Consider the following 24,954-nt stretch of genomic DNA (forward strand, 5'->3'; position numbering starts at 1 on the left):
CCTGCCTGTATTCAGATGGTTCTGTTCTACAGTGCGTCCGGGCCGCGCTCACCCGTGCGGACCCGTACGGCGGTCTCGACCGGGACGGACCAGACCTTGCCGTCACCGATCTTGCCGGTGCGGGCGGCCTTGACGACGACGTCGATGAGCTGTTCGGCGTCCTCGTCCTCGGCCAGCACCTCGATGCGGATCTTGGGCACCAGGTCGACCGTGTACTCAGCACCACGGTAGACCTCGGTGTGGCCGCGCTGCCGACCGTAGCCGCTGGCCTCGGTGACCGTGAGCCCGTGGACACCGAAGGCCTGCAGGGCCTCCTTGATCTCGTCGAGCCGGTGGGGCTTCACGACGGCGGTGATGAGCTTCATGCGTCCACCTTCTTGCTCGTCCCGGCCAGGGCCGCGGCGGAGACGGAGCCGATGACACCGCCGCCCGTGCCGCTGAAGTCGTATGCAGTCTCGGCGTGCTCGGCCTGGTCGATGCCGGAGACCTCCTCGTCCTCGCTGACCCGCATGCCGAGGGTCTTGTCGAGGAGGAAGGCGAGGACCGCAGAGGCGACCAGGGAGTAGCCGAGGACCGCGCCGACACCGGCGAACTGCTTCCACAGCTGGGTGAAGGAGTGGTCGCCGTAGAAGACGCCGGTCGCGGCGGACTGGCCCTTGCCGGTGGCGAAGAAGCCGATGAGCAGCGAGCCGATGATGCCGCCGACCATGTGGACGCCGACCACGTCGAGGGAGTCGTCGTAACCGAACTTGAACTTCAGGCCGACGGCCGCGGCGCAGGCGACACCGGCGATGGCGCCGACGGCGATCGCGCCGAGCGGGGAGACCGCACCACCGGACGGGGTGATGGCGACCAGGCCGGCGACCGCGCCGGAGGCGGCACCCAGGGTGGTGAACGCGCCGTGCCGGATCTTCTCGTAGGCGAGCCAGGCGAGCATGGCGGCGGCGGTGGCGACCTGCGTGTTGACGAACATCAGCGCGCCGACGCCGTCGTCGTTGCCGAGCCAGGAGCCGGCGTTGAAGCCGAACCAGCCGAACCACAGCAGACCGGCGCCGAGCATGACCAGCGGGAGGCTGTGCGGGCGCATCGGGTCCTTCTTGAAGCCGACGCGCTTGCCGATGACCAGGATGACGCCGAGGGCGCCGGCACCGGCGTTGATGTGGACCGCGGTACCACCGGCGAAGTCGATCACGCCGAGCTTGTAGGCCCAGCCGTCGGCGCCCCAGACCCAGTGGGCGACCGGGACGTAGACGATCGTCAGCCACAGGGCGACGAAGAGCGCCCAGGCCGAGAACTTCACGCGGTCGGCGATGGCACCGCTTATCAGGGCCGGGGTGATGACCGCGAACATCATCTGGAAGACCATGAAGACGAAGATCGGGATCGTGTAGCCGTCCCACAGCTCCGTCAGGCCGACGTTGCTCATGCCCAGCCAGTCGGAGTTGAAGCCGATGAAGCCGTTGCTGGAGCCGAAGGCCAGGGAGAAGCCGTAGAGCACCCACAGGATGGTGACGATCCCGATGCTGACGAAGCTCATCATCAGCATGTTCAGGGTGCTCTTCACGCGGACCATGCCGCCGTAGAAGAAGGCGAGACCCGGCGTCATGAGCAGCACCAGGGCGGAGCAGATGAGCATGAAGCCTGTGTTCGCGGAGGACAGCTTGGGTGCCTCCGCGGCAAGCGTGATGGCGGCTGGTGCCATCGGCGTCTCCTCGTCGGTTGTACGGCCCCGTGCGGGTCGGAGCGTGAGCGGTCCGGTCAAGCGGGGGGTGGGCCGGTTATGCGCCATGAGATTGGCGCAGCGCGGTTTCGGTCGTTGCCCCTCGTTGTTTCGCCGGAGTGACGAAGGCGCCTGGCGTGTTACGGATGGATGAATTGCGAGATGTCCCGCTGTGGGATCGTTATCGTGGCGCAACCTTCTCTCGGAGGAAAAGAACCGGCCGCGGTCGGCCGTCCGATGACCTGGCATGGGGGAGCCGAGTCGGGCAGTTCGGGAGGGCCGGCCGCGGCCGGGGTCTGGGAAGCGCCGGGGTTCAGACCGCCTCGGCGGTCTCCGGGAGGTCGACGGCGAGCTGTTCGGTGAGGTCGACGACCGCCGCGAGGTCGCCGTGGTCGCGGACGGCCGAGTCGACCGTCTTTCGGATACGAGTGTTGACGCGCTCGGAGCGCACCTTCTTGGCGATGCCCATGGCCTCGGAGGCCAGAACCGTGCTCTGCTCGGGTTCGCCGCGCAGCAGGTGCACGGTGGCCATGCCGATGAGGTTGAGCGCGTACGACCGCTGGTGCTCGGCGTCCTTCGCGAACAGCTCGACGGCCTTCCGCATCAGCGGCTCGGCCAGCGAGGCGTAGGTGGGGCTGCGGCCGGCGACATAGGCGAGGTCGCGGAAGGAGTGGCTGTTCTCGCCGTAGAGCTCGGCCTCGGAGAAGAAGCGGATCCAGTCGGGGTCCGGCTCGTCCCACTCGTCGGCCTCGGCGAAGGTGTCTTCGGCCATCCGGACCGCCCGCTTGCACTTGCCGGGCTGGCCCATGTTGGCGTAGGCGCGGGCCTCCATCGCATACAGCATCGACTGGGTGCGCGGGCTCGCGCAGTCCCGGCTGCCGTACTGGGCGAGGTGGATCAGCTCCAGGGCGTCGTCGGGCCGGCCGAGGTGGATCATCTGCCGGCTCATGCTGGAGAGGATGTACGAGCCGAGCGGCTTGTCGCCGGCCTCCTTGGCCGCGTGCAGGGCGAGCACGAAGTACTTCTGGGCGGTGGGCTGGAGACCGACGTCGTACGACATCCAGCCGGCCAGCTCGGCGAGTTCGGCCGCGACCTTGAAGAGCTTGCTGGCGGTGGCCTCGGGCTGGGGTTCCTGGAGGAGGTCGGTGACCTCGTGGAGCTGGCCGACGACCGCCTTGCGGCGCAGGCCGCCGCCGCACTGCGCGTCCCACTGGCGGAACATCTCCGTGGTGGACTCCAGGAGGGCCAGTTCGGGCTTGGAGATGCGGCCCGGGCGGCGGGGATCGACGGCCGGCTCGGGGGCCTGCTGCGGACCGCCCGGCGAGGGGACCAGCCAGCGCTGCATGGGCTCGATGAGGGACGGGCCCGCCGACAGCACCAGCGAGGTTCCGAGGAAGCCGCGCCGCGCCAGCATCAGGTCGCTGCGCGAGAACTCGCTGAGCAGGGCCACCGTCTGCGGGCCCGTCCAGGGCAGGTCGACGCCGGTCGCGGAGGGCGACTGGCGGGCGGCCCGCAGCCCGAGGTCCTCGACCGAGACGACACAGCCGAACCGCTCGGAGAACAGCTCGGAGAGGATCCGGGGGATCGGCTCGCGCGGGTTCTCCCCGTCGAGCCAGCGGCGCACCCGGGAAGTGTCCGTGGAGATGTGGTTGGCGCCCAACTGGCGTGCTCTGCGGTTCACCTGCCGCGCCAGCTCGCCCTTCGACCAGCCGCTGCGCACGAACCACGAGTTGAGCAGCTCGTTGGGGCGCTTGTCGGTGCTGGTCGCGGTCGCCCCGCTTCCGCCGTTGCCGCCCACTGGAACGCCCCCATCCCTGAGACCACTTGATGCCGGATGCGCCAAGCCCTATCAGAATGCCGGTAAATACGGCTGCCCGTCCGGTAGTTCTCACCCTTCGAACGGGATGCCGAGTTGCCTCCGGCATACCCACGAGTGCAAGTGCCCCCAGGCCTCGTGCACTCAAAGTAATCCTACGATCACTGCTCCAGCCACGGCGATCCCGGAAACGCCACCATTCGCCACCCCTTCGAATGAACTCACGATGCCCTTGGCGCGATTCACTTGACATAGGACGGCCGGGAGTAGGCGGAGCGGTGCACTCAGGGGCGCACATCCCCAGGTGCACCACCCGGGGAGCTTCAGAGCGCTGCCATGACCTTGCGGGCCAGAGGGAAGGCGGAGCCGTAGCGTCACGTTCCGTTTCCGTCTCGTTCCGTGTCGTAACCACCGGCGCGCCGGACCCGTTGGAGGGGGCATGGGCTTCACGATCGGCGGCATTCGCGAGATCCGCTCCGGCACGCGCCGGCGCGGTCGTTCATCGGACTGCACCGCCGTCGCCGAGTTCACCGGACTCTGGGGCTGGGACGTGGTGCCGGGTGCCCGGGCCGCGGGCGGCGCGTGCTCCTGCGGGCATGCCGGCTGTCCCGCGCCGGGAGCGCATCCGCTGGACTTCGCGCCCCAGGTGTCCGCGGGCGCCACGCTCGACGAGGTCACCAAGGCCTGGGGCGAGTTCCCGGGCGCGGCGGTGCTGCTGCCGGTCGGCCACGCGTTCGACGTGATCGAGGTCGCCGAACCCGCCGGGCGCCGCGCCCTGGCCCGCCTGGAGCGCATGGGCCTCCCGCTCGGCCCGGTCACCGCCACCCCGGACGGCCGCGCCCACTTCCTCGTCGCCCCCGGCGCCACCGCCGAACTCCCCGAGCTGCTCTACCGCATGGGCTGGGACGACCCGACCTCCCTGGACCTGCGCGGCCTCGGCACGGGTACGTACATCACCGCCCCGCCGTCCGACCGGGGCGGCCTGGGCCCGGTGCGCTGGCTGCGCCCGCCGGCCCTGGACTCGGCGACCAGGCTCCCGGCGGCGAGGCTGCTGCTGGGGACGCTGGCCTACGTGGCGCACCGGTCGCGGGCATAGCCGCAGGGGTCCCGGGCGGCCCCTACGCCGAAGCGCCCGTCCCCGACTGCATCTCGGGGATCGGGCGCTTCTCCGTGATCTCGGGTGGGTGAATTTACCCGGGTCAGTCACCGATAAGGGCGTCAACGAACGCCTCCGGCTCGAACGGCGCCAGGTCGTCCGCGCCCTCACCGAGGCCGATGAGCTTGACGGGGACGCCCAGTTCGCGCTGGACCGCGATCACGATGCCGCCCTTGGCGGTGCCGTCCAGCTTGGTGAGGACGATGCCGGTGATGTCGACGACCTCGGCGAAGACCCGGGCCTGGACGAGGCCGTTCTGGCCGGTGGTGGCATCCAGCACGAGCAGCACCTCGTCCAGCGGGGCATGCTTCTCCACGACCCGCTTGACCTTGCCCAGCTCGTCCATGAGGCCGGTCTTGGTGTGCAGCCGCCCGGCGGTGTCGATGAGCACCACGTCGACGCCCATCTCCTTGCCCTCCTTCACCGCGTCGAAGGCGACGGAGGCGGGGTCACCGGCCTCGGGGCCGCGCACGGTGTGGGCGCCGACCCGCTCGCCCCAGGTCTGGAGCTGGTCGGCGGCGGCGGCCCGGAAGGTGTCGGCGGCGCCGAGCACGACCGTACGGCCGTCGGCGACGAGGACGCGCGCGAGCTTGCCGGTGGTGGTGGTCTTGCCGGTGCCGTTGACGCCGACGACCATCACGATGCCCGGCTTGCGGTCGGCGGGCTCGGTCTTCACCACGCGGTCGGCGTCGGTGCCGATCAGCTTGAGCAGCTCCTCGCGCAGCAGCCCGCGCAGCTCCGCGGGGGTGCGGGTGCCGAGCACCCGGACGCGCTCGCGCAGCCGGTCGACCAGCTCCGTGGTGGGCTGCACGCCGACGTCGGCGGTGAGCAGGGTGTCCTCGATCTCCTCCCAGGTCTCGTCGTCGAGGTGCTCGCGCGAGAGCAGCGTGAGCAGCCCCTTGCCGAGGGCGGTCTGGGAGCGGGAGAGCCGGGCTCGCAGCCGGATTAGCCGGCCGGCGGTGGGCTCGGGGATCTCGATCTCGGGCGCTTCGACCGCGGGGGGCTCTTCGACGGCGACGGGAGCCGAGCCGTCGGGAAGGTCGACCTCCTCTATCGTCCGGCGCGGTTCGTCGCGCGGCGTCTCGGCCTCGTCGCCGACATGCGGCTCGGCCGGGGGCGCGGTGATGTCGGGCGCTGCGGGGGGCGGCGGGGGCAGCGACTTCTTGCGCCGGCTGCCGACGATGAGCCCGCCGAGCGCACCGAGCACGACCACGGCGATGACTACAGCAAGGATGACGGTTTCCATAACCCGTCCAGTATCCATCCCTCCCCCGCGGCCGACTTTGCTCCCTCGCGCGGGAGTTTCTGGATGATCCTCCGAATCCGGATGCCCTTTTTGAGGGCATTAGCCGGGTTAACGTACGATGACTGCCTATGAGCACCACCGCCCACCACGATGGCGCGCTCGAACATCTCGAAGAGTCGCTGGAGCACCACGGCCTCGAAACCCGGGGCATCGAACCGGTCCCGGACTCCGAGCGCACCGGCACACCCCGTGGTCTGCTCCCGACCTGGATCGCCGCCAACATCACCGTTCTGCTGGTGACCGTGGGCGCGAGCCTGGCGGTGTCGTTCGGGCTGAACTTCTGGCAGTCCCTGGTGGTCGGCGTCGCGGCGCCGATCGTGTCGTACGGCCTGGTCGGGCTGATCGGCATCGCGGGCAAGCGTGGCGGCGCACCGGGCATGGCCCTGTCCCGGGCGGTCTTCGGCCAGCGCGGCAACCTGCTCCCCGGCGCGCTGATCTGGGTGGCGCGCTGGGGCTGGGAGACGATCAACGCGGTGACCGGCACCTACACGCTGCTGACCGTCCTCGACATCCTGTTCGGGATCAGGAGCAACACCGCGCTGATCATCGTCACGCTCCTCCTCTTCGTGATCGCCACGTTCGCGATCTCGGGCATGGGCATCAAGGCGGTGCGGTACTGCAACCGGTGGGCGACCTGGCTGTTCGGCGCCTTCTCGCTGCTGGTCCTCGGCCGTCTGATCGCGGTGACGGACTGGGCCGAGGTGTTCGGACAGCGCGCCGGGTCCGCGGCCGCGATGGTCACCGGGGCCGGGCTGATCGCGGCGGGCGGGATGAGCTGGGCGCCGGCCGCGCCGGACTTCACGCGGTACCTGCCCGGTACGGCGTCCTCGGCGGCGATCGTACGCAACACGGTCGGCGGTGCCGGGATCGTCGTACTCCCCCTGATCCTGATGGGCGCGGTGACGGCGTCCGTCGCCCCGGGCCTCGCCAGGGCGACCGACCCGGTCTCCTTCCTCGGCGAGATCCTGCCCCTCTGGCTGGCGGTCCCCTACCTCCTCATCGCCCTGGTCGGGATGGTGCTGATCAACGCGATGTCGATGTACTCGGCGGGCTTCACCGCGCAGACGCTCGGCTTCCGGATCCCCCGCCCCTGGGCGGTCTCCCTGAACGCGGTCATCTCCCTGGCCCTCGGGGCCGTCCTGATGCTGGTGGCCACCTCCTTCATGGCCTCCTTCATCGCCTTCCTGTCGCTGCTTGCGGTGGCGTTCTCGGCATGGGTGGGGGTGTTCGGGGCCGACATGCTCCGCCGTCGGGAGTACGACGCCACGGCCCTCCTCGACACCACGCGCAGCAGCGCCTACTGGTACCGGGCGGGCTTCTCCCCCGCCGCCGTCGCGGCCTGGGCGCTCGGCCTGGCGGCCGGCCTGCTCTTCACCACGTGCGACTGGTTCACCGGCCCGCTCGCCACGAACAACCCCGTCGGCCGGTACGGCCTCGGCTGGTTCGCCACGATCGCCGTCTCGGGCCTGCTGTACGCGGTGCTGCCGAAGCCGGCGGTGGTGCCGGCGACGGCCGGGAAGCCCGCACCCCTGGCTGTCTGACGCACCGTCAGCTACTGTCCCCCACACCCGCCCGGCCAAGGTGAAGGGGAACTCCCATGCCCGTCTCGGTCGTCCGCTTCAACCTCGTCGAGCCCGGCGCCTCCCCGGCCGCGCTGGGCGCCCGGTACCGAGCGGCCCTCGACATGGCCGCGTACGCCGACGAGCACGGGGTCACCACCGTGCAGACCGAGGAGCACCACGGCGTCGACAACAACTGGCTGCCGTCGCCGTTCGCCTTCGCGGGCGCGGTGTTCGGGGCGACCCGGACCATCGCGGTGACCGTGTCGGCGGTGATCGGCCCGCTGCACGACCCGCTCCGGCTGGCGGAGGACATCGCGGTCCTCGACCTGCTCAGCGGGGGCCGGCTGGTGACGGTGGCCGGAATCGGCTACCGGCCCGAGGAGTACGCCCTGTTCGACGTGGAGTGGAAGCGGCGCGGGCGGCTGCAGGACGAGCTGCTGGAGACGCTGCTGAAGGCGTGGACCGGGGAGGAGTTCGAGTACCGGGGCCGTACGGTACGGGTCACACCCCGCCCGCTCACCGACCCCCACCCCCTGCTCCTGGTCGGCGGCTCCTCCCGGGCCGCCGCCCGCCGCGCCGCCCGCCTCGGCCTGCCGTTCTTCCCGAGCGCGCACCTGCCGGAGCTGGAGGCGTACTACAAGGAGCGGCTCACCGAGTACGGCACGGAGGGCTGGACGATGATGCCCACGGCCGAGACACCGCTGCTGCACATCGCCGAGGACCCGGACCGGGCGTGGGCGACGTACGGCGAGCACTTCCTGCACGAGGCCCGGACGTACGCGTCCTGGCAGTCGGGGGACATCCACTCGGCGGTGCGGTCGGCCGCGACCACGGTCGGGGAACTGCGCGAGGAGGGCGTCTACCGCATCCTCACCCCGGAGGAGTGCGTGACGGCGGGACTGGACAACCTGGTCCTGCACCCGCTGGCGGGCGGGATGCCGGTGGAGGAGGGGTGGCGGAGCCTCAGGCTGTTCGGGGAGCGGGTGCTTCCGGCGCTGGCCGCCTGACCCGCGGCGACAACCGCTGGCCCCGTCGTGGCCGTCGGTGATCCACTGGGCCCATGAGTCTGCTGGTGGAAGTGTTCGTCCGGGAGCCGGACGGCGGGATACGGATCCTCGACGTGCCCGACGACGTGTACCGGTCCGGTGGCTTCGAGTCCTGGCGCAGGACGGTGTGGGGATCGGAGTTCGTGCGCTCGCTGGGTGCCCGCTTCCTGCCCGTGCTGGCCGACCAGGACCTCTATGTCGAGGCCGCGGACGTGCCGGAGTTCCGGCGCGAGGTCGCCCTGCTCCGCTCCCGCCTCGACGACGTCGCCCACGGCACCGAGCGGCCACGCACGGTCGAGGAGCACCGGCACCAGATCGAGACCCGCCTGCGGATCATCGAGGAGAGCATCGGCAAGGCCCTGGAGATCGGCGGCGGCGTCCTGATCTGGTGAGCCCCGCACACGAACCGCCGCCCCGCCCGGGCAGTGACCGGGCGGGGCGGCGAGGGATACGAGGAGAGGGGCAGCGGGGACTTGGCCCTTCTCCCCGAGTTCGGGGGTCTCCTGGTGCGGGTCAGCCCATCTCTTCCAGGGCCTTGCCCTTCGTCTCCTTGACGTACTTGAGGACGAACGGGATGGAGAGGGCCGCGAAGACCGTGTAGATCACGTAGGTGCCGGAGAGGTTCCAGTCGGCCAGCGACGGGAAGCTCGCGGTGATGGCCCAGTTGGCGATCCACTGCGCGGCGGCGGCCACGCCCAGGGCGGCGGCGCGGATCTTGTTCGGGAACATCTCGCCGAGCATGACCCAGACCACCACGCCCCAGGACAGGGCGAAGAAGAGGACGAAGACGTGGGCGGCGACCAGGGCGGTCCAGCCCTGCGCGGACGGGAGCTTGCCGTCGACCAGGTGGTACGAGAAGGCCCAGGCCTCCAGCGCCAGGCCGACGACCATGCCGACCGAACCGATGAGGGCCAGCGGCTTGCGGCCGATGCGGTCCACGAAGATCATCGCGATCACGGTGCCGATGATGTTGATGATCGACGTCGTGAAGGAGTAGAAGAACGAGTCCGCCGGGTCGACACCGACCGACTGCCACAGCGTCGAGGAGTAGTAGAACGCGACGTTGATGCCGACGAACTGCTGGAAGACGGACAGGCCGATACCGACCCAGACGATCGGCTTGAAGAAGAAGGAGCCGCCGAGCAGGTCCTTGAACGTGGACTTGTGCTCGCTCTTCATCGCGTGCTCGATCTCGGTGACCCGGGCGTCCAGGTCGACGTTCTTGCCCTCGACCTCTTCGAGGATCGCGCGGGCGCGGTCACGCTTGCCGACGGAGAGCAGGAAGCGCGGGGACTCGGGGATCGCGAGGGAGAGCAGGCCGTACAGGACGGCCGGGACCACCATGACGCCGAGCATGACCTGCCAGGCCTCCAGGCCCATCAGCTTGCCGCGCTGGTCGCCGCCGGCGGCGTTCAGCAGACCCCAGTTGACCAGCTGTGAGATGGCGATGCCCACGACGATCGCGGCCTGCTGGAAGGAGCCGAGGCGGCCGCGGTAGGCGGGCGGGGCGACCTCGGCGATGTAGGCGGGGCCGATGACGGAGGCCATGCCGATGGCGAAGCCGCCGATGATCCGCCAGAAGGCGAAGTCCCAGAGGGCGAACGGCAGCGCCGAGCCGACGGCGCTGACGGTGAACAGCACGGCCGCGATCTGCATGCATCGGATACGGCCGATCCGGTCGGCTATGCGGCCGGCGGTCGCGGCGCCGATGGCGCAGCCGATCAGGGCGATGGCGATGACCTGGGCGAGGGCCGCGGACCCGATGTCGTAACGGCTCCGGATGGCCTCGACGGCGCCGTTGATGACGGAGCTGTCGTAGCCGAAGAGGAAACCGCCCATCGCGGCCGCCGCCGCGATGAAGATGACATGCCCGAGGTGATCGGGGTGAGCCGTCCCGGCTCCTGACTGGGGTGCCTGCGCAGTGCTGGTCACAAGAAACTCCTCGGGCCACCGGCAACGCCGCCGGGGGTGGGGGGGTGAGCCCTCTCAGGTTTAAGTGGCGCACATCAACACACCGCTCACACCTGAAGGTAAAAGCAACGTTGCAGAGACTATGCCTTCAAGTTTCGAAGTCAATAGTCGGTGAGGTGTGAAGTTGCAGATACCACGCAAGGAAGATGCGTTCACTTCTTGAAGAAGAGGCGAAGGTGACGCGCCTCAAAGGGGCGCGAAGAACTGCGCGAGCAGCCACGACGGCGCCGCACCCGGAACCGTCGGCCAAGACCCAGCGTCAGCGCAGTCGCTGGCTGATGACCTTCGACACACCGTCGCCCTGCATGGAGACGCCGTACAGCGCGTCGGCGACCTCCATCGTCCGCTTCTGGTGCGTGATCACGATGAGCTGGGACGACTCCTGGAGCTCCTGCATGATGCGGATCAGCCGCTGCAGGTTGGTGTCGTCCAGGGCCGCCTCGACCTCGTCCATGACGTAGAACGGGCTGGGGCGCGCCTTGAAGATCGACACCAGCATCGCGACGGCGGTCAGCGAGCGTTCGCCGCCCGACAACAGGGAGAGCCGCTTGACCTTCTTGCCCGGCGGGCGGGCCTCGACGTCCACGCCCGTGGTGAGCATGTTGTCGGGGTCGGTGAGGATCAGCCGTCCCTCGCCGCCCGGGAAGAGGCGGCTGAAGACGCCCTCGAACTCCCTCGCCGTGTCCCGGTACGCCTCCGTGAAGACCTGCTCGACGCGCTCGTCGACCTCCTTCACGACCTGAAGCAGGTCGGTGCGGGTCTTCTTCAGGTCCTCCAGCTGCTCGCTGAGGAACTTGTGCCGTTCCTCCAGGGCCGCGAACTCCTCCAGGGCGAGCGGGTTGACCTTGCCGAGCTGCTGGTAGGCCCGCTCGGCCGCCTTGAGCCGGCGCTCCTGCTCGGCCCGGTGGAAGGACTTCGGCTGGTTGCGCGGGTGCTCGGGGTCGTCCGGCAGCACCTCACCCTCGGCGGGGGGCGAGGGTGGCACGAGCTGGTGCGGTCCGTACTCCTCGACGAGCCCCGCCGGTTCGACACCGAGCTCCTCCAGCGCCTTCGACTCCAGCTGCTCGATCCGCAGCCGCTTCTCGGCGCCGAGTACCTCGCCCCGGTGAACTGAATCCGTGAGTTTGTCGAGCTCCGCCTTGAGGTCACGGCCGGTGGAGCGGGCGGCGGTCAGCTCCTGCTCGCGGCGGGCCTTCGCGGCCTCCGCGGCGGCACGTTCCTGCTCCGCCCGGCCGACCGAGACCTCGACGTGCGCGAGCAGCTGCCGCGCACCGGCGGCGACGGCCTCCGCGACCGCCGCCTCGTGGCGCAGCCGGGCCCGGCGCTGTTCCGCACGCGCGCGTGCCTCGCGTTCCGCGCGGGCGGCGCGGTCGAGGGAGTCGGCGCGGCCGGCGAGCCCCTTGACGCGCTCTTCGTGGGTACGGACCTGGAGCCGGGCCTCCATCTCGGTCTGGCGAGCGTTGGCGCCGTCGGCGGCGAGGCGGTCGCGCGCCGAGGTGTCGGGCTCCTCCTCGACGGGCATCTCCTCGGCCACGGCGAGCCGCTCGGCGAGGATCTCCACCTCTTCGAGTGCCTTGTCGAGGGAGTCCTGGGCGCGGGCGGCGGCCGCCGTGGAACGTTCCGCCTCGCCCGCCGCGCCGCGCGCCTGTCCGGCGAGGCGGCCGAGCTGCTGGGCCACGGCCGACTTCTCGCGGTCGGCGGCGCGGCGCCGCTCGCCCAGTTCCTCGACGAGTGCCGCGCACTCCTTGCGGTGCGCTTGGGCCGACTCCTGGGCTTCCGACAGCTCCTCGCAGCGGACGGCGAGCTCCTCCAGCTCGGCGGCGGCCTCGTCCACGGAGGCCTGCACTTCGAGCAGGCTGGGTGCGCCGGCGGATCCGCCGTGGGCGAAGTGGGCGCCGAGGAGGTCGCCTTCGGCGGTCACCGCGGTGAAGTGGGGGTGGCGGTAGACGAGGTCCTCGGCGTCTTCGAGGGTCTCGACCACGACGATGTCCCTGAGGAGGCGTCTTACCGCGGGCATCAGGTCGGCCGGGCCCCGCACCAAGTCGGCTGCGAAGTGCCCTGACGGGGGTGCGGTGGTGGGTCGTCGGTCGGGTGCGGCGCCGTCGTGGCCGGTCGCGCCGTTCCCCGCGCCCCTATGGGGCGCTACGGACTGGGGCGCTTCAGAGTGTGGCGCGCCCGACTGGGGCGCCTCGGGCCGGGGTGGCTCCGGGGCCCCCGCCAGCAGCAACGCCGCCCGGCCCCCGTCCTGCTTGCGCAGCAAGCGGATCGCGTCGGCCGCCGAAGCCGGGGTCGTCACCGCGATCGCGTCCGCCGCCGTGCCGAAGGCTGCTGCCAGGGCGACCTCGTGGCCCGGGGTCACCGTGAGCAGTTCTGCCGCCGGGCCCAGGAGGCCGGTGAGTCGGTCGCGGGCGCCGAGCAGTATTCCCGTGCCGTCCTTGCGGCGCAGGCCCAGTGCCAGCGCCTCGTGGCGGGCCTGGGTCGCGGCGCGCTTGCGTTCCGCAGCCGTGACGGCCTCGCGGGCCGCGGTCAGGGCCGCCTCCGCCTCGGCGAGCCGGTGTTTGGCCTGGTCGTGCTGTCCGGCGAGTTCCTCGTCGCCGGCGTCCAGGCCGTCGACCTCCGCCTTCAGCGCCTCGTACTCCTCCTGCGCCGAGACCGCCCGTTCCTGGGCCTCGTCGCGGGCGGCGGCCAGCCGGTCGATCTCGGCCTGGGCGGACGCGGCACGGGACCGGGCCGCGCCCACCTGGCCGTTCAGCCGGGCCAGGCTCTCGCGGCGGTCGGCGATGGAGCGGGCCACGTCCTTCAGGCGCCGCTCTTCGAGGGCGAGTTCGCGCTCCAGCTCGGCGCGGTGGGCGACGGTGTCGTCCAGGGCGTGCTGGGCCGCCTCCAGGGAGGCCTCCAGCTCGGCCTCCTGCTCACGGATGCGGTGGGCCTCGCGCTCCATGTCCTCGGGGTCGCGGCCGCGCCGTTCCTCGGGGGGCGTGGAGGTGGCGCTCTTCACCCGGGCGTCGGCCAGCGAGATGCTGCCGCGGACGCGTTCGGCGAGCTGGGAGAGCTCGTACCAGGTCTGCTGGGCCCGCTGCAGGCGCGGCGTGAGCTGCCGTACCTCGTCCTCCAGGAGGGCCTCCCGCTGGAGGGCCTTCTTCAGCTCCTGCTCGGCGGCTTCCTTGCGTTCCTTGAGGGCGGCCTCGTCGGCGACCTCGGTCCGGAGTGCCTGGCGGAGTCGTACGAGGTCGTCGGCGAGCAGGCGCAGGCGGGCGTCGCGGAGGTCCGCCTGGATGACGGCGGCCCGGCGGGCGACCGCGGCCTGCCGGCCGAGGGGCTTGAGCTGGCGGCGGAGTTCGTCCGTCAGGTCCTGCACGCGCGCGAGGTTGGCCTGCATCGCGTCCAGCTTGCGCAGCGCCTTCTCCTTGCGCTTGCGGTGCTTGAGGACGCCGGCCGCCTCCTCGATGAAGGCGCGGCGGCCCATCGGGTCCGCGTGCAGGACGGAGTCGAGCTGGCCCTGGCCGACGATGACGTGCATCTCGCGGCCGATGCCGGAGTCGGAGAGGAGTTCCTGGATGTCCAGGAGGCGGCAGGTGTCGCCGTTGATCTGGTACTCGCTGCCGCCGTTGCGGAACATGATCCGCGTGATGGTGACCTCGGCGTACTCGATGGGCAGGGCGCCGTCGGAGTTGTCGATGGTCAGGGACACCTCGGCGCGGCCCAGCGGGGGGCGGCCGGTGGTGCCGGCGAAGATGACGTCCTCCATCTTGCCGCCGCGCAGCGACTTGGCGCTGTGCTCGCCCATGACCCAGGTGAGCGCGTCCACCACATTGGACTTGCCCGAGCCGTTCGGTCCGACGACGCACGTGATCCCCGGCTCGAACCGGAGCGTGGTCGCCGAGGCGAACGACTTGAACCCACGGAGGGTCAGGGCCTTGAGGTGCACGCCGTCGGACTCTACCCGGCGCCGCTACCGCACTCCACGACCCCTCGCAACCTCGCGGTTTCGCGCATGAACATGCAGGGCACACCAGACGTTAAAGAAGGTGAAAGGATGCGCGGGGCTGGAAGGCCCCGGCTCGGGGGCAGGTCGGGGCATGGAAGGCAAGAAAGAAGGGACGCCGGAGCGTCCCTTGCAAATCTTGACAACTTAAGCGGTTGAAAGGGCTGCCCAACCGCCGCATGTGCTGTTGTGGAGCGATGCAGCGATCAGGTGAGCGCAGGCTCCGCCTGGTTTGCGTCGATGCTCTCCATGATCCTGTCGGGAGAAGCGGCAGCCGTCAGCGCGTCGTTCTCGGCCTGGATCCGTACGAGCTCGGATTCGAGGTCCTGGACACGCTGCTGGAGCCGTCGCATCTCGGCGAGGAGTCGCGGGTCGGAGCCGCCGACGTAACCGAGAAGCGCCTTTGCCATGATGGATGGTCCTCCACACTGAGTGACCGACCGAAGCGGTGTGGGTCGTGAGGGATCGCACCCGCGGTGCTTGACACATCCGAGTGTTGCTCGACTGTTGCGCCATGCCAAACAGCTAAGGTGCGCGGGGCTTTCAGCGTCTCACCAAAAAGTTTGACGGTCAACACGATCACGCCCCGTATTGGCGAGCGAACCCGTCGTCGGGCGGCCCTGGACGGGCAACGCTGCGACTCCTGCGGGGCCCGCGGGGCGTGGCGATCAGCTGTAAGTGCGGAGCCTGCCACGACACGCGGTTCTTGGCAACCACCAGGCCGTTTCCGCTCGGGGCACATGCCGGTGGCAGATCACTCCGCTTCCGTCTGCGCCGCTTTACAGATCGGGCTCAGCGGATGGCGAAGCCGTCGTAACCGCCCCGGGGTGTGTCCCAGATCTCGGTGACACCCTCCACCCGCCCGGGCGTGTCATTGCCCTGGAGCCAGTCGAGCAGCCCTTCGCAGCCCGCCCTGGAGCCCTCCGCGACCACCTGGACGCGACCGTCGCCCAAATTGAGAGCAAAACCACTCAGGCCCCCGATCTCCAGCGCCTTGGCCCGCGTGAACCAGCGGAATCCCACACCCTGCACCCGTCCACGGACCCAGGCGACCAGTCGCACATCCTCGCTCATGGGTGCAACCTAACCGGCCAATGTCACTCGGTGCGCCTCCTCACTCAGTGGCATGCGGTACCGTCCCCACCCAATGAATCTCATATGAAACTCACTCGATCGGGTGAGTCTGGTTGACCAGAAGGAGTCATTGGCCACACCGGCCCCTGGTCGACCCCGACCGCGAGGACGAGGGAAGAGGGCAAGGACATGGGACGCCACCGACGCCACGCCGCCGGCCGCGCCGCCACGGGCCACGCCACGGGGGTCACGGAGCACGACGGCTCGTACACGGGCGGCCACGACCCGCAGGACTCGTACGCGGGCCTCCGCTACGGCACCGGCACGGCGGCCTACCTGCGCCAGGACGAGTACACCGACACCAACGCGCGCAGCTCGGCCTACCTGTTCGCCACCGAGGACGACTACACCCGCTTCATGAACACCGCCGACTTCCCGGCCGAGGAGTTCACCCCGGCAGGCGGCTCCTCCTCGGGTGGCGGGCACCGGCGCCGGAAGAAGTCGGGTCGGCCCGTGGCCACCGGGCTGCTGGGGGTCTCCGCCGCGGTCGCGATCGGTACGGTCGCGGTGGCCACCGGTATGGTGCCGGGCCTGGAGAACTACAAGCTCGGCGGCGGCAGCAGCACGACCGGCGGCGAGCGGGTGCAGGCCGACGGCGCGCCCAGCAACACGGCCGCCGAGCAGGGCGGCACCTCCGGCAGCGCCGAGAGCCGCGGCACCGGCTCCTCGACCAGCCGCGACACCCAGCGTTCCGCCTCGCCGACCCCCTCGGCCTCCGCCTCGAAGTCCGCCTCCGCCTCCTCGTCGCCCACCCCGACGAAAACGGCGACCGAGAAGCCGACGCACACCGCCACGCCGTCCACGAAGCCGAAGGCCACCCCGAGCAAGACGGCCACCAAGGCACCGGTGAAGACCGCAGCGCCGATCACCTCCTCCGAGGAGGCCGTCGTCGAGGCCGAGGTGCTGAAGCTGGTGAACGAGGAGCGGGCCAAGGTCGGCTGCAGCGCGCTGTCCGCGAACTCCTCGCTGACCAAGCTGGCCGAGGCGTTCAGCGACGACATGGCCGCGCGGGACTTCTTCGACCACACCGACCCGGACGGCAAGACGCCGTGGGACCGGGCCGCGGCGGCCGGCATAGCCAACCTCGGCGGCGAGAACATAGCCCGCGGCCAGGCCACCGCCCAGGCCGTCATGGACGCCTGGATGAACAGCGAGGGCCACCGCGCCAACATCCTGAACTGCGACTTCAAGACCCTCGGGGTCGGCGTGCACTTCGGCGAGGGCGGCCCGTGGTGGACGCAGGACTTCGGGTACTAGCCGGCAGAGCCGCACACTAACCAGCAGTTAGCGCACCCTGTTGGTTAGCGCTGTGCTCCCGTACGCTTGACACATGACCATCACCCAGGACGGCGTCACGGAGCCGCAGCCTCCGTACGACGTCTTCGCCCGGGCCTGTCCCTCCCGCACCACCCTTGAGCACGTCATGGGCCGGTGGGGCGGGCTCACCCTGAGCGCGCTGTACGAGGGATCGTTCCGGTTCAACGAGCTGCGCCGGCGCGTGGACGGCGTCAGCGAGAAGATGCTCTCCCAGACGCTCCAGGCCCTGGAGCGCGACGGCCTGGTACACCGCGAGGCCCAGCCGACCAACCCGCCGCGCGTCGACTACGAGCTGACACCGCTCGGCCGGGGGGTCGCCGAGCACCTGCTGGCCGTCGTGCACTTCGTGGAGGGCCGGATGGACGAGGTGCTGGCCGCCCGCGAGCGTTACGACGAGACGCGCGGCGCCCGCTGACACTGCGGGCAGAAGTAGCTGGACCGGTTCATCCAGGGCCGCCTGCGCATCGGCGTACCGCACCGCCGGCAGGGCAGCCCTTCCCGGCCGTAGGCGTCCAGCGAGCGGTCGAAGTACCCAGACTCGCCGTTGACGTTGACGTACAGGCTGTCGAAGCTGGTGCCGCCGACGGCCAGGGCCGCGTTCATCACGTCCCGTACGTGGCCGAGGAGTTCGGCGGTGCGCGGGCGGGTGAAGCCTGCGGTCGGGCGCTCGTAGTGGAGACGGGCCCGCCAGAGGGCCTCGTCCGCGTAGATGTTGCCGACTCCGCTGATCAGCGACTGGTCGAGCAGCGCCCTCTTGATGGTGGACCGCTTCCGGCGCAGCGCCTGGTGGAAGGCCTCGTCGTCGAACAGCGGGTCGAGGGGGTCGCGGGCGATGTGCGCGATGACGTCCGGCAGTCCGTCGAGCGTGTTGTCGTGCAACGACAGTCCGCCGAACGTGCGCTGGTCGACGAACCGGAGTTCCGTGCCCAGGCCGTCGGCGAACCGGACGCGGATGCGCAGGTGCTTCTCGTCCGGCGCCTCGTGCGGCTGCACCAGCAGCTGGCCGCTCATGCCGAGGTGCGCGAGGATCGACTGGTCGGTGTCCTCCAGCGGCAGCCACAGGTACTTGCCGCGCCGGCTCGGGGTGCCGATGCGGTGGCCCTTGAGCCGGTGCGTGAAGTCGTCGGCGCCGGCGGGGTGCCGTCGGACGGCACGCGGGTGCAGGACCTCGGCCTCGGCCACGACGCGATGGGCGACCCACCGCTCCAGGCCGCGCCGTACGACCTCCACCTCGGGCAATTCAGGCATCGGGACTCCCGGGAAGGACCGTGGACGATCCGAGCGCCCGCCTCCGTGGAAAGGTGGCGGGCGCTCGGGCTGCGCTGTTCGTCAGGCGGAGGCGGCGGACGACGGCGGGCCGTCGTCCTCCTCGGCTTCGGCCTGGGCCGCCTGTTCGGCTGCCTTGGCCTTGGCGCGTTCGTCCGCCGCGGCGCGAATCGCGCGCCAGGCGGACTCGGCGGCCTGCTGCTCCGCCTCCTTCTTGCTGCGGCCGGTGCCGGTGCCGTACGAGACGCCTCCGACGCGGGCGGCAGCAGTGAAGGTCTTCTCGTGGTCGGGGCCGGTCTCCGTGACCAGGTACTCGGGCACGCCGAGGCCCTCCGTCGCGGTGAGCTCCTGGAGACTGGTCTTCCAGTCCAGGCCGGCTCCGAGGTTCGAGGACTTCTCGATCAGCGGGTCGAAGAGCCGGTGCACCAGCTCGGACGCCGAGTCGAGGCCCTGGTCGAGATAGACCGCGCCGATCACCGCTTCCAGGGTGTCGGCGAGGATGGACGCCTTGTCCCGGCCGCCCGTGCCCTCTTCACCGCGGCCGAGCCGGATGAAGGAACCCAGGTCGAGACCGCGACCCACCTCCGCGAGCGCACGCGAGTTCACCACCGCGGCCCGGAGCTTGGCCAGCTGGCCCTCGGGCAGGTCGGGGTGGGTGTTGTACAGCGTGTCCGTGACGACGAGACCGAGGACGGAGTCACCGAGGAACTCCAGCCGCTCGTTCGTCGGCAGGCCGCCGTTCTCGTACGCGTAGGAACGGTGGGTCAGCGCACGCACCAGAAGGGCGGACTCGAGCGTGTACCCGAGCCGCCCTTCCAGAAGCGTGTGGGACGAGGCCGTGCTGTCCGCCTTCTTCTTGGCGGTTGGGTCCGCCTTGGGCTCATCGCCCTTCTTGGGACTGGACACAGTGCCTCTCACCTGGCCGCTCAGACTTCGAGGACCTGGCGCTTGTTGTAGGTGCCGCACGACGGGCACGCGATGTGCTGCTGCTTGGGCTCGTGGCAGCGCTCGCACGCAACCAGGGTGGGGACCGCAGCCTTCCACTGCGACCGGCGGTGGCGCGTGTTGCTGCGCGACATCTTCCGCTTCGGAACAGCCACGGCTACTTCTCCTGCTTCTCGTCGACGCCCGCTTCCGCGTCAGCGCCGCTCATCTCGTCCTTCTCGCCGTCCCTGGTGGAACCGACGAGTCCCTGCAAAGCCGCCCAACGGATGTCGACGGCGTCATGATGGTGGTCCGGGTCGTCCGTGAGCCGTGCTCCGCACTCGGAGCACAGACCCAGGCAGTCGTCCTGGCACACCGGCTGCATCGGCAGTGCGAGCACCACCGCATCACGCAGCACGGGTTCGAGGTCGAACAGGCCGTCCTCGATGAAGTACCTGTCCTCGTCGTCCTCGGCGTCGTCGCCCGGTTCCGCGATCACGCGGCCCCGGTCGTCGGCGTCAGGGTACGAAAACAGTTCCTGGAAGTCCGCTTCGAGCTCCTGCCCGACCGGCTCCAGACACCTTACGCACTCCCCCTCGGCCTGTGCACGGGCGGTGCCTGTGACGAGCACACCTTCCATGACGGACTCGAGTCGGAGTTCGAGCTCCACCGGGGCGCCCTGCGGCACTCCGATGACCCCCTTGATCCCGAAGTCCTCGGGAGCGTCGATCGTGCGGGTCAGGCGCTGCAGGGCACCAGGACGCCGTCCCAGCTCGTGCGTGTCGAACACGAACGGGTTGCGGTGGTCGAGGCGCGCGTGAGGAGCCATTCCTGCTTTCGATCTTCGAGTTCAGAGGGACGCCGTCCGGAGACACCTCCGGGCAGCGTGGATCGCGGACGTAGACGCGACCGAAGAGCCAGGATACTGGACCTTTCGCTGTCGGCCCAATCCGCCGGTCCTCCGCCCGTCCGCCGGCCGACTTCCGGCCGCCTTCCGCCGGGTTTCTACAGGCCCCGGCCCTGCTCGTAGGCGCGCAGCTGCTCCGGCGTGATCATGCCGGTGTCGAAGAGGCTGGTCTCGTCGAGGGCGTACGACTGGTGCTGCTGGTGCTGGGCCGCCTGCTGCTGGGGGTCGTAGACGGGCTGCTGGCCGGTGTCGTACCCCTGGTAGGCAGCGGCGTACGGATCGGCCTGCTGGTAGCCGTAGGGGTCCTGCTGGTAGCCGTACGCGTCCTGCTGGGCGTAGACGGGCTGCTGCTGGGGGTAGCCGTACGGATCCTGCGCCACGGGCTGCTGCATGGGCTGCTGGTCGTACTGCGGCTGCTGGGGCTGGGCGGCGGCAGGCTGCTCGGCCTGGGCCGCCTGGGCCGCCCGGTCGTCCTGGTCGGCGAGGGCCGCGAGGTCGGCCAGGTAGTCGGCGTCGCTGGAGTGCTGGAACGTCGTGTTGTCGTCGGCCAGGGCACCGAGGGCGTCGGAGGCGATCCGGCCGTGCAGCTTGGCGCGGCCCTTGCCGACGGCCTCCAGGGTCTTGGCCAGGACCGCCTCGAAGGCGCCGAGCTTGACGTCCACGTAGGCGTCGGCGTCCCGGCGCAGGGTCTCGGGGTCGTGGCTGCGCTCGGGGGCGTCCTCGTCCTCGTACCCCTGCTCGTCCAGGCCGGGGCCGGTGCCGAGCAGCTTCTCGCGGCCGCGGCCGACCGAGCCGAGGGTCTTGGTGAGGACGACCTCGAAGTTGGCGAGCTTGGAGTCGACGTAGTCGTCGGCGTCGGCGCGCACCTCCTCGGCCTCCTGGCGGGCCTCGGCGAGGATCCGGTCGGCCTCGGCCTGGGAGCGGCGGGCCACCTCGGTGTCGGAGATCAGCGAGCCGCGCTCGGCGTGCGCGGTCTCGATGATCCGCTCGGCCTCCATGCGGGCCTGCTCGACCATCTGGTCCCGGCCGCCGATCAGCTCCTCGGCCTGCGCGAGCGAGCCGGGCAGCGCCTGGCGCAGCTCTTCGAGCATCGCGAGCAGCTCGGCACGGTTGACCACGCACGACGCCGACATGGGCATGGACCGGGCGCCGGAGACCGTGCTCACGATCTCGTCGAGCTTCTTCTGCACGTCCACCTGTGCTCGCCACTCTCTACAGCTGGGTTGGAGACGGACGGGACGACTGTAGCCCCATCAGTCCCTGCCGAGACGCTTGTTGAGGGCCTCCAGAACGGCCGGCGGAACCAGGTGGGCGATGTCGCCGCCCCACTGGGCCACCTCCTTGACCAGCGAGGAGGAGAGGAAACTGTAGGTCGGGTTGGTCGGCACGAACAGCGTCTCGACACCCGACAGACCGTTGTTCATCTGGGCCATCTGCAGCTCGTAGTCGAAGTCGCTGACGGCCCGCAGGCCCTTGACGATGGCCGGGATGTCGCGCTGCTTGCAGAAGTCGACGAGGAGGCCGTGGAAGGCCTCGACCCGGACGTTGCCGTAGTCGGCGGTGACCGTGCGGATCAGGTCGATCCGCTCGTCGATCTCGAACAGGCCCTTCTTGGACTTGTTGATCATCACCGCGACGTAGACCTCGTCGTAGAGACGGGACGCTCGGGCAATGATGTCGAGGTGTCCGTTGGTGATCGGGTCGAACGACCCGGGACAGACGGCGCGGCGCACTTGAGATCCCTCGCTCTCCGGTCCGGTCATCGTGCGTCTTCGCACGTAGCGGCGGCGCGACCGTACCAAAACGTTCCCTCGCCGTAGCGACGGGACCGAAGGCCTTCGAAGCCGGTCGGCCAGTTGAAAACGCCGCCTCTGGTGCTGCGCTCCACGGTGACGAGCGCGTCCGGCGCGAGCCAGCCCTCAGAGTGGAGTGTGAGGAGAATCTCCCGAAGATCGTCGTCCGAGACGGCGTACGGAGGATCCAGGAAGACGATGTCGTACGGCTGTGCGGGTGCCGGGGACTGGATGATCTGCTCGGCTTTGCCCGCTCTTACTTCGGCGCCGGGGAGCCCCAGATTCTTTACGTTTTCACGTACGACGCGGGCGGCTCTGGGGTCGGCCTCCACGAGGAGGGTGTGGCCGGCGCCTCGGGAGAGGGCCTCCAGGCCTACGGCGCCCGAGCCGGCGTAGAGGTCGAGGACGCGTTCGCCGTCCAGGGGGCCGCCGAGGAGGGACTGCCAGGTGGAGAAGAGGCCTTCGCGTGCGCGGTCGGAGGTGGGGCGGGTGCCTGTGCCGGGCGGCACGGAGAGGCGCCGTCCGCCTGCCTGGCCGGCGATCACGCGGGTCATGGGGGGTCCTTCTTCGGGGGCGGCTTTACGGGTTCAGTTTGGCAGGCCCCATGGGGTGGGTGCCTGGTGTGCGACGGCGGCTGCGGGTCCGCTGCGGCTTGTCACGCCCGCGCGGCGGTAGCCGCAAATCGATACAGCCCCGCGCCCCTTTCGGGGCGCGTCAAGCTCAGCCCTTTTCCAGGTACTGCTCTCTCTCCTCGTCCAAGAGGGCGTCCAGGGCCGTTCGGAGGCCGGTCAGGTTGGTCAGCTCCGGGTCCTCGGCCACCAACGCCGTCGCCTCCTCCCTCGCCTCCGCGATGATCTCCTCGTCCTCGATCACCGCGAGGACGCGGAGGCTGGAGCGGGCGCCCGACTGGGCCTGGCCCAGGACGTCGCCTTCTCGCCGCTGCTCCAGGTCGATCCTCGACAGCTCGAAGCCGTCCAGGGTCGAGGCGACCGCCGTGAGGCGCTGGCGGGCCGCGCTCGCCTCCGGCATCTCCGTGACCAGGAGGCAGAGGCCGGGGGCGGAGCCCCGGCCCACCCGGCCGCGCAGCTGGTGGAGCTGGGAGACGCCGAAGCGGTCCGCGTCCATGATCACCATGGCGGTGGCGTTGGGGACGTTGACGCCGACCTCGATGACCGTGGTGGCCACCAGGACGTCGGTGTCGCCGGCGGCGAAGCGGCGCATCACGGCGTCCTTGTCGTCCGGGTGCATGCGGCCGTGCAGGACCTCGACACGGAGGCCGTTGAGCGGTCCCTTGGCGAGATGGTCGGCGACGTCCAGGACGGCGAGCGGGGGACGTTTCTCCGCCTCGTCCTCGGCGGTCTTCTTCGCCTTCTTGGGGTCGTCCTCCTCGTCGCCGATGCGGGGGCAGACGACGTAGGCCTGATGGCCGTTGCCGACCTCCTCCCTGACCCGTTCCCAGGCGCGGGCCAGGAAGTGGGGCTTGTCGGCGGCGGGGACGACGTGGGTGGCGATCGGGGAGCGGCCGGCCGGGAGCTGGTCCAGGACCGAGGTCTCCAGGTCGCCGAAGACCGTCATCGCGACCGTGCGGGGGATGGGGGTCGCGGTCATGACCAGGAGGTGGGGTGGCTGTTTGCCCTTGCCGCGGAGGGCGTCCCGCTGTTCGACACCGAAGCGGTGCTGTTCGTCCACCACCACCAGGCCCAGGTCGTGGAACTGGACCTTGTCCTCGATCAGCGCGTGCGTGCCGATCACGATCCCCGCGTCGCCCGTGACCAGGTCGAGCATCGCCTGTCGGCGGGCCGCCGTGCCCATCGAGCCGGTGAGCAGGACGACCTTGGTGGCGTGGTCCGCGCCGCCGAGCATGCCGCCCTCGGCCAGCTCGCCCATCATCTCCGTGATCGAGCGGTGGTGCTGCTGGGCCAGGACCTCGGTGGGGGCGAGCATGGCCGCCTGGCCGCCCGCGTCGACGACGGCGAGCATGGCGCGGAGGGCGACCATCGTCTTCCCGCTGCCGACCTCGCCCTGGAGGAGCCGGTGCATCGGGTGTTCGGTCGCCAGGTCGTCGAAGATCTCCTTCGAGACCTTCTGCTGGCCGTCCGTGAGGGTGAAGGGGAGGCGGTCGTCGAAGGCGGTGAGGAGGCCGTCGGGGGACGGTCTGCGGGCTGCCGCCGGGAGTTGGGCGTCGGTGTGGCGGCGGCGGGCCAGGGCGACCTGGAGGACGAAGGCCTCGTCCCACTTGAGGCGGTCGCGGGCCGCCGCGATGTCCGCCTTGGTGTGCGGGCGGTGGATCTTGAGGAGGGCTTCGGGGAGGGGGACCAGGCCGCGGCCTTCGCGGAGGGGCGGGGGGAGGGGGTCCAGGGCCTCCTGGACGCTGGGGAGGACCGTCTGGACGGCCTTGCCGATCTTCCAGGACTCCAGCTTGGCGGTGGCCGGGTAGAGCGGGATCAGGGCTCCGGCCCAGGTCTCCACGGATTCGTCCGGGTCGTCACCGCTCAGCAACTCGTAGGCCGGGTGTGCCAGTTGGAGGCGGCGGTTGAAGACCGAGACCTTGCCGGCGAACATCGCGCGGGTGCCCGGCAGGAGTTCCTTGTGGGGTTTGTGCACGCCGTTGCCGAAGAAGACCAGTTGGAGCCGGCCGCTGCCGTCGGTGATCGTGACCTCCAGGCGCTGGCCCTTGCCGCGGGGCGCCTTGGCGGAGGCGAACGTGTGCAGGCGGGCGTCGGCGACCATGGCGACCACCGTGACGTGTTCGTCCATGGGCAGGTCGGCGAGGTGGGTGAGCTGGCCGCGCTCCTCGTATCTGCGGGGATAGTGGTGCAGGAGGTCGCCGACGGTGTGCAGGCCGAGGTGCTCGGCCATCACCTTTGCGGTGGCTGGGCCGAGCACCTTCTTCAGTGGTTCTTCCAGTGCGGGCACGAGATCCATTGCACACCACACCACTGACAATGCCGTATATGTCTCGGGAAACCCCTGGTCAGGCGGCCGTTTTGAGTCATAGGATGGCGCGCTCCGGCCATCCTTCCGCGGTCACCGCCCCACCAGGGACCGCCC

22 protein-coding genes are annotated in these 24,954 nt (G+C 70.4%); 6 read left to right on the forward strand and 16 right to left on the reverse strand.

Going from position 1 to position 24,954, the window contains the following annotated elements:
* Positions 1-26: 26 nt before the first annotated feature.
* The 3 genes from ABT137_RS13155 to nsdA form a co-directional block, all read right to left on the reverse strand.
* On the reverse strand, positions 27-365 hold the full coding sequence (locus ABT137_RS13155; protein WP_089098508.1) for a P-II family nitrogen regulator: 339 nt from the start codon (positions 363-365) through the stop codon (positions 27-29).
* Positions 362-1,702, reverse strand: coding sequence for an ammonium transporter (locus tag ABT137_RS13160; protein WP_351707021.1), 1,341 nt, complete (start codon positions 1,700-1,702; stop codon positions 362-364). Before ABT137_RS13160 ends, ABT137_RS13155 begins: the two co-directional genes overlap by 4 nt.
* 331 nt (positions 1,703-2,033) lie before the next feature.
* Positions 2,034-3,518, reverse strand: coding sequence for a transcriptional repressor NsdA (gene nsdA, locus ABT137_RS13165; RefSeq protein ID WP_351707024.1), 1,485 nt, complete (start codon positions 3,516-3,518; stop codon positions 2,034-2,036).
* A gap of 457 nt (positions 3,519-3,975) precedes the next feature.
* Here nsdA and ABT137_RS13170 point away from each other — a divergent pair, with 457 nt between their 5' ends.
* A complete protein-coding gene (locus tag ABT137_RS13170) occupies positions 3,976-4,632 on the forward strand; it encodes a bifunctional DNA primase/polymerase (protein WP_351707027.1) in 657 nt (218 codons plus the stop codon).
* 103 nt (positions 4,633-4,735) lie between these two features.
* Here ABT137_RS13170 and ftsY read toward each other — a convergent pair whose 3' ends face one another.
* Entirely contained in the window at positions 4,736-5,938 is a 1,203-nt protein-coding gene (gene ftsY, locus ABT137_RS13175; protein ID WP_351707029.1) for a signal recognition particle-docking protein FtsY, read from the reverse strand.
* 128 nt (positions 5,939-6,066) lie between these two features.
* On the opposite strand from ftsY, the gene ABT137_RS13180 reads away from it, so the two are divergent.
* From ABT137_RS13180 to ABT137_RS13190, 3 genes are read left to right on the forward strand one after another with little or no spacing between them, the layout of a single operon-like run.
* Positions 6,067-7,539, forward strand: coding sequence for a cytosine permease (locus ABT137_RS13180; RefSeq protein WP_351707032.1), 1,473 nt, complete (start codon positions 6,067-6,069; stop codon positions 7,537-7,539).
* Between the two features lie 56 nt (positions 7,540-7,595).
* A complete protein-coding gene (locus tag ABT137_RS13185; protein WP_351707035.1) occupies positions 7,596-8,567 on the forward strand; it encodes an LLM class flavin-dependent oxidoreductase in 972 nt (323 codons plus the stop codon).
* A gap of 53 nt (positions 8,568-8,620) precedes the next feature.
* A complete protein-coding gene (locus tag ABT137_RS13190; RefSeq protein ID WP_351707038.1) occupies positions 8,621-8,998 on the forward strand; it encodes a hypothetical protein in 378 nt (125 codons plus the stop codon).
* Between the two features lie 121 nt (positions 8,999-9,119).
* Here ABT137_RS13190 and ABT137_RS13195 read toward each other — a convergent pair whose 3' ends face one another.
* The 4 genes from ABT137_RS13195 to ABT137_RS13210 all read right to left on the reverse strand — a co-directional run bounded on the left by ABT137_RS13195 (position 9,120) and on the right by ABT137_RS13210 (position 15,636).
* Positions 9,120-10,538 carry a sugar porter family MFS transporter gene (locus ABT137_RS13195; protein WP_351707041.1) on the reverse strand — a complete coding sequence of 473 codons (1,419 nt, stop codon included), beginning with the start codon at positions 10,536-10,538 and terminating at the stop codon, positions 9,120-9,122.
* A 298-nt stretch (positions 10,539-10,836) separates the two neighbouring features.
* Positions 10,837-14,505, reverse strand: coding sequence for an SMC hinge domain-related protein (locus ABT137_RS13200; RefSeq protein WP_351707044.1), 3,669 nt, complete (start codon positions 14,503-14,505; stop codon positions 10,837-10,839).
* A gap of 263 nt (positions 14,506-14,768) precedes the next feature.
* A complete protein-coding gene (locus tag ABT137_RS13205; protein WP_093498859.1) occupies positions 14,769-14,972 on the reverse strand; it encodes a hypothetical protein in 204 nt (67 codons plus the stop codon).
* A gap of 382 nt (positions 14,973-15,354) precedes the next feature.
* A complete protein-coding gene (locus ABT137_RS13210) occupies positions 15,355-15,636 on the reverse strand; it encodes an acylphosphatase (protein ID WP_351707047.1) in 282 nt (93 codons plus the stop codon).
* Positions 15,637-15,825: 189 nt separating this feature from the next.
* On the opposite strand from ABT137_RS13210, the gene ABT137_RS13215 reads away from it, so the two are divergent.
* Both ABT137_RS13215 and ABT137_RS13220 read left to right on the forward strand, forming a co-directional pair.
* Entirely contained in the window at positions 15,826-16,953 is a 1,128-nt protein-coding gene (locus ABT137_RS13215; protein WP_351707050.1) for a CAP domain-containing protein, read from the forward strand.
* 73 nt (positions 16,954-17,026) lie between these two features.
* Positions 17,027-17,428 carry a winged helix-turn-helix transcriptional regulator gene (locus ABT137_RS13220; protein WP_351707053.1) on the forward strand — a complete coding sequence of 134 codons (402 nt, stop codon included), beginning with the start codon at positions 17,027-17,029 and terminating at the stop codon, positions 17,426-17,428.
* Here ABT137_RS13220 and mutM read toward each other — a convergent pair.
* The 8 genes from mutM to recG all read right to left on the reverse strand — a co-directional run bounded on the left by mutM (position 17,401) and on the right by recG (position 24,828).
* A complete protein-coding gene (mutM, locus tag ABT137_RS13225) occupies positions 17,401-18,261 on the reverse strand; it encodes a bifunctional DNA-formamidopyrimidine glycosylase/DNA-(apurinic or apyrimidinic site) lyase (RefSeq protein WP_351707056.1) in 861 nt (286 codons plus the stop codon). The two genes, ABT137_RS13220 and mutM, sit on opposite strands and share 28 nt — an antisense overlap.
* An 81-nt stretch (positions 18,262-18,342) precedes the next feature.
* A complete protein-coding gene (gene rnc, locus ABT137_RS13230; RefSeq protein WP_351707059.1) occupies positions 18,343-19,197 on the reverse strand; it encodes a ribonuclease III in 855 nt (284 codons plus the stop codon).
* 8 nt (positions 19,198-19,205) lie between these two features.
* A complete protein-coding gene (gene rpmF, locus ABT137_RS13235; RefSeq protein WP_003951102.1) occupies positions 19,206-19,379 on the reverse strand; it encodes a 50S ribosomal protein L32 in 174 nt (57 codons plus the stop codon).
* Between the two features lie 2 nt (positions 19,380-19,381).
* Positions 19,382-20,032: a YceD family protein gene (locus tag ABT137_RS13240; protein ID WP_351707062.1), complete on the reverse strand. Its 651-nt coding sequence runs from the start codon at positions 20,030-20,032 to the stop codon at positions 19,382-19,384.
* A 176-nt stretch (positions 20,033-20,208) separates the two neighbouring features.
* Positions 20,209-21,306 carry a F0F1 ATP synthase subunit B gene (locus tag ABT137_RS13245; RefSeq protein ID WP_351707065.1) on the reverse strand — a complete coding sequence of 366 codons (1,098 nt, stop codon included), beginning with the start codon at positions 21,304-21,306 and terminating at the stop codon, positions 20,209-20,211.
* A 57-nt stretch (positions 21,307-21,363) separates the two neighbouring features.
* Entirely contained in the window at positions 21,364-21,873 is a 510-nt protein-coding gene (gene coaD, locus ABT137_RS13250) for a pantetheine-phosphate adenylyltransferase (RefSeq protein ID WP_093498868.1), read from the reverse strand.
* Positions 21,870-22,457 carry a 16S rRNA (guanine(966)-N(2))-methyltransferase RsmD gene (rsmD, locus tag ABT137_RS13255; RefSeq protein WP_351707069.1) on the reverse strand — a complete coding sequence of 196 codons (588 nt, stop codon included), beginning with the start codon at positions 22,455-22,457 and terminating at the stop codon, positions 21,870-21,872. The genes coaD and rsmD overlap by 4 nt, the downstream gene beginning before the upstream one ends.
* Positions 22,458-22,623: 166 nt before the next feature.
* Positions 22,624-24,828 (reverse strand): ATP-dependent DNA helicase RecG, encoded by a 2,205-nt coding sequence (recG, locus tag ABT137_RS13260; RefSeq protein WP_351707072.1) that lies wholly within the window; start codon positions 24,826-24,828, stop codon positions 22,624-22,626.
* Positions 24,829-24,954: the final 126 nt, after the last annotated feature.

Source organism: Streptomyces sp. NPDC001980, from assembly GCF_040296885.1.
Classification (GTDB): Bacteria; Actinomycetota; Actinomycetes; order Streptomycetales; family Streptomycetaceae; genus Streptomyces.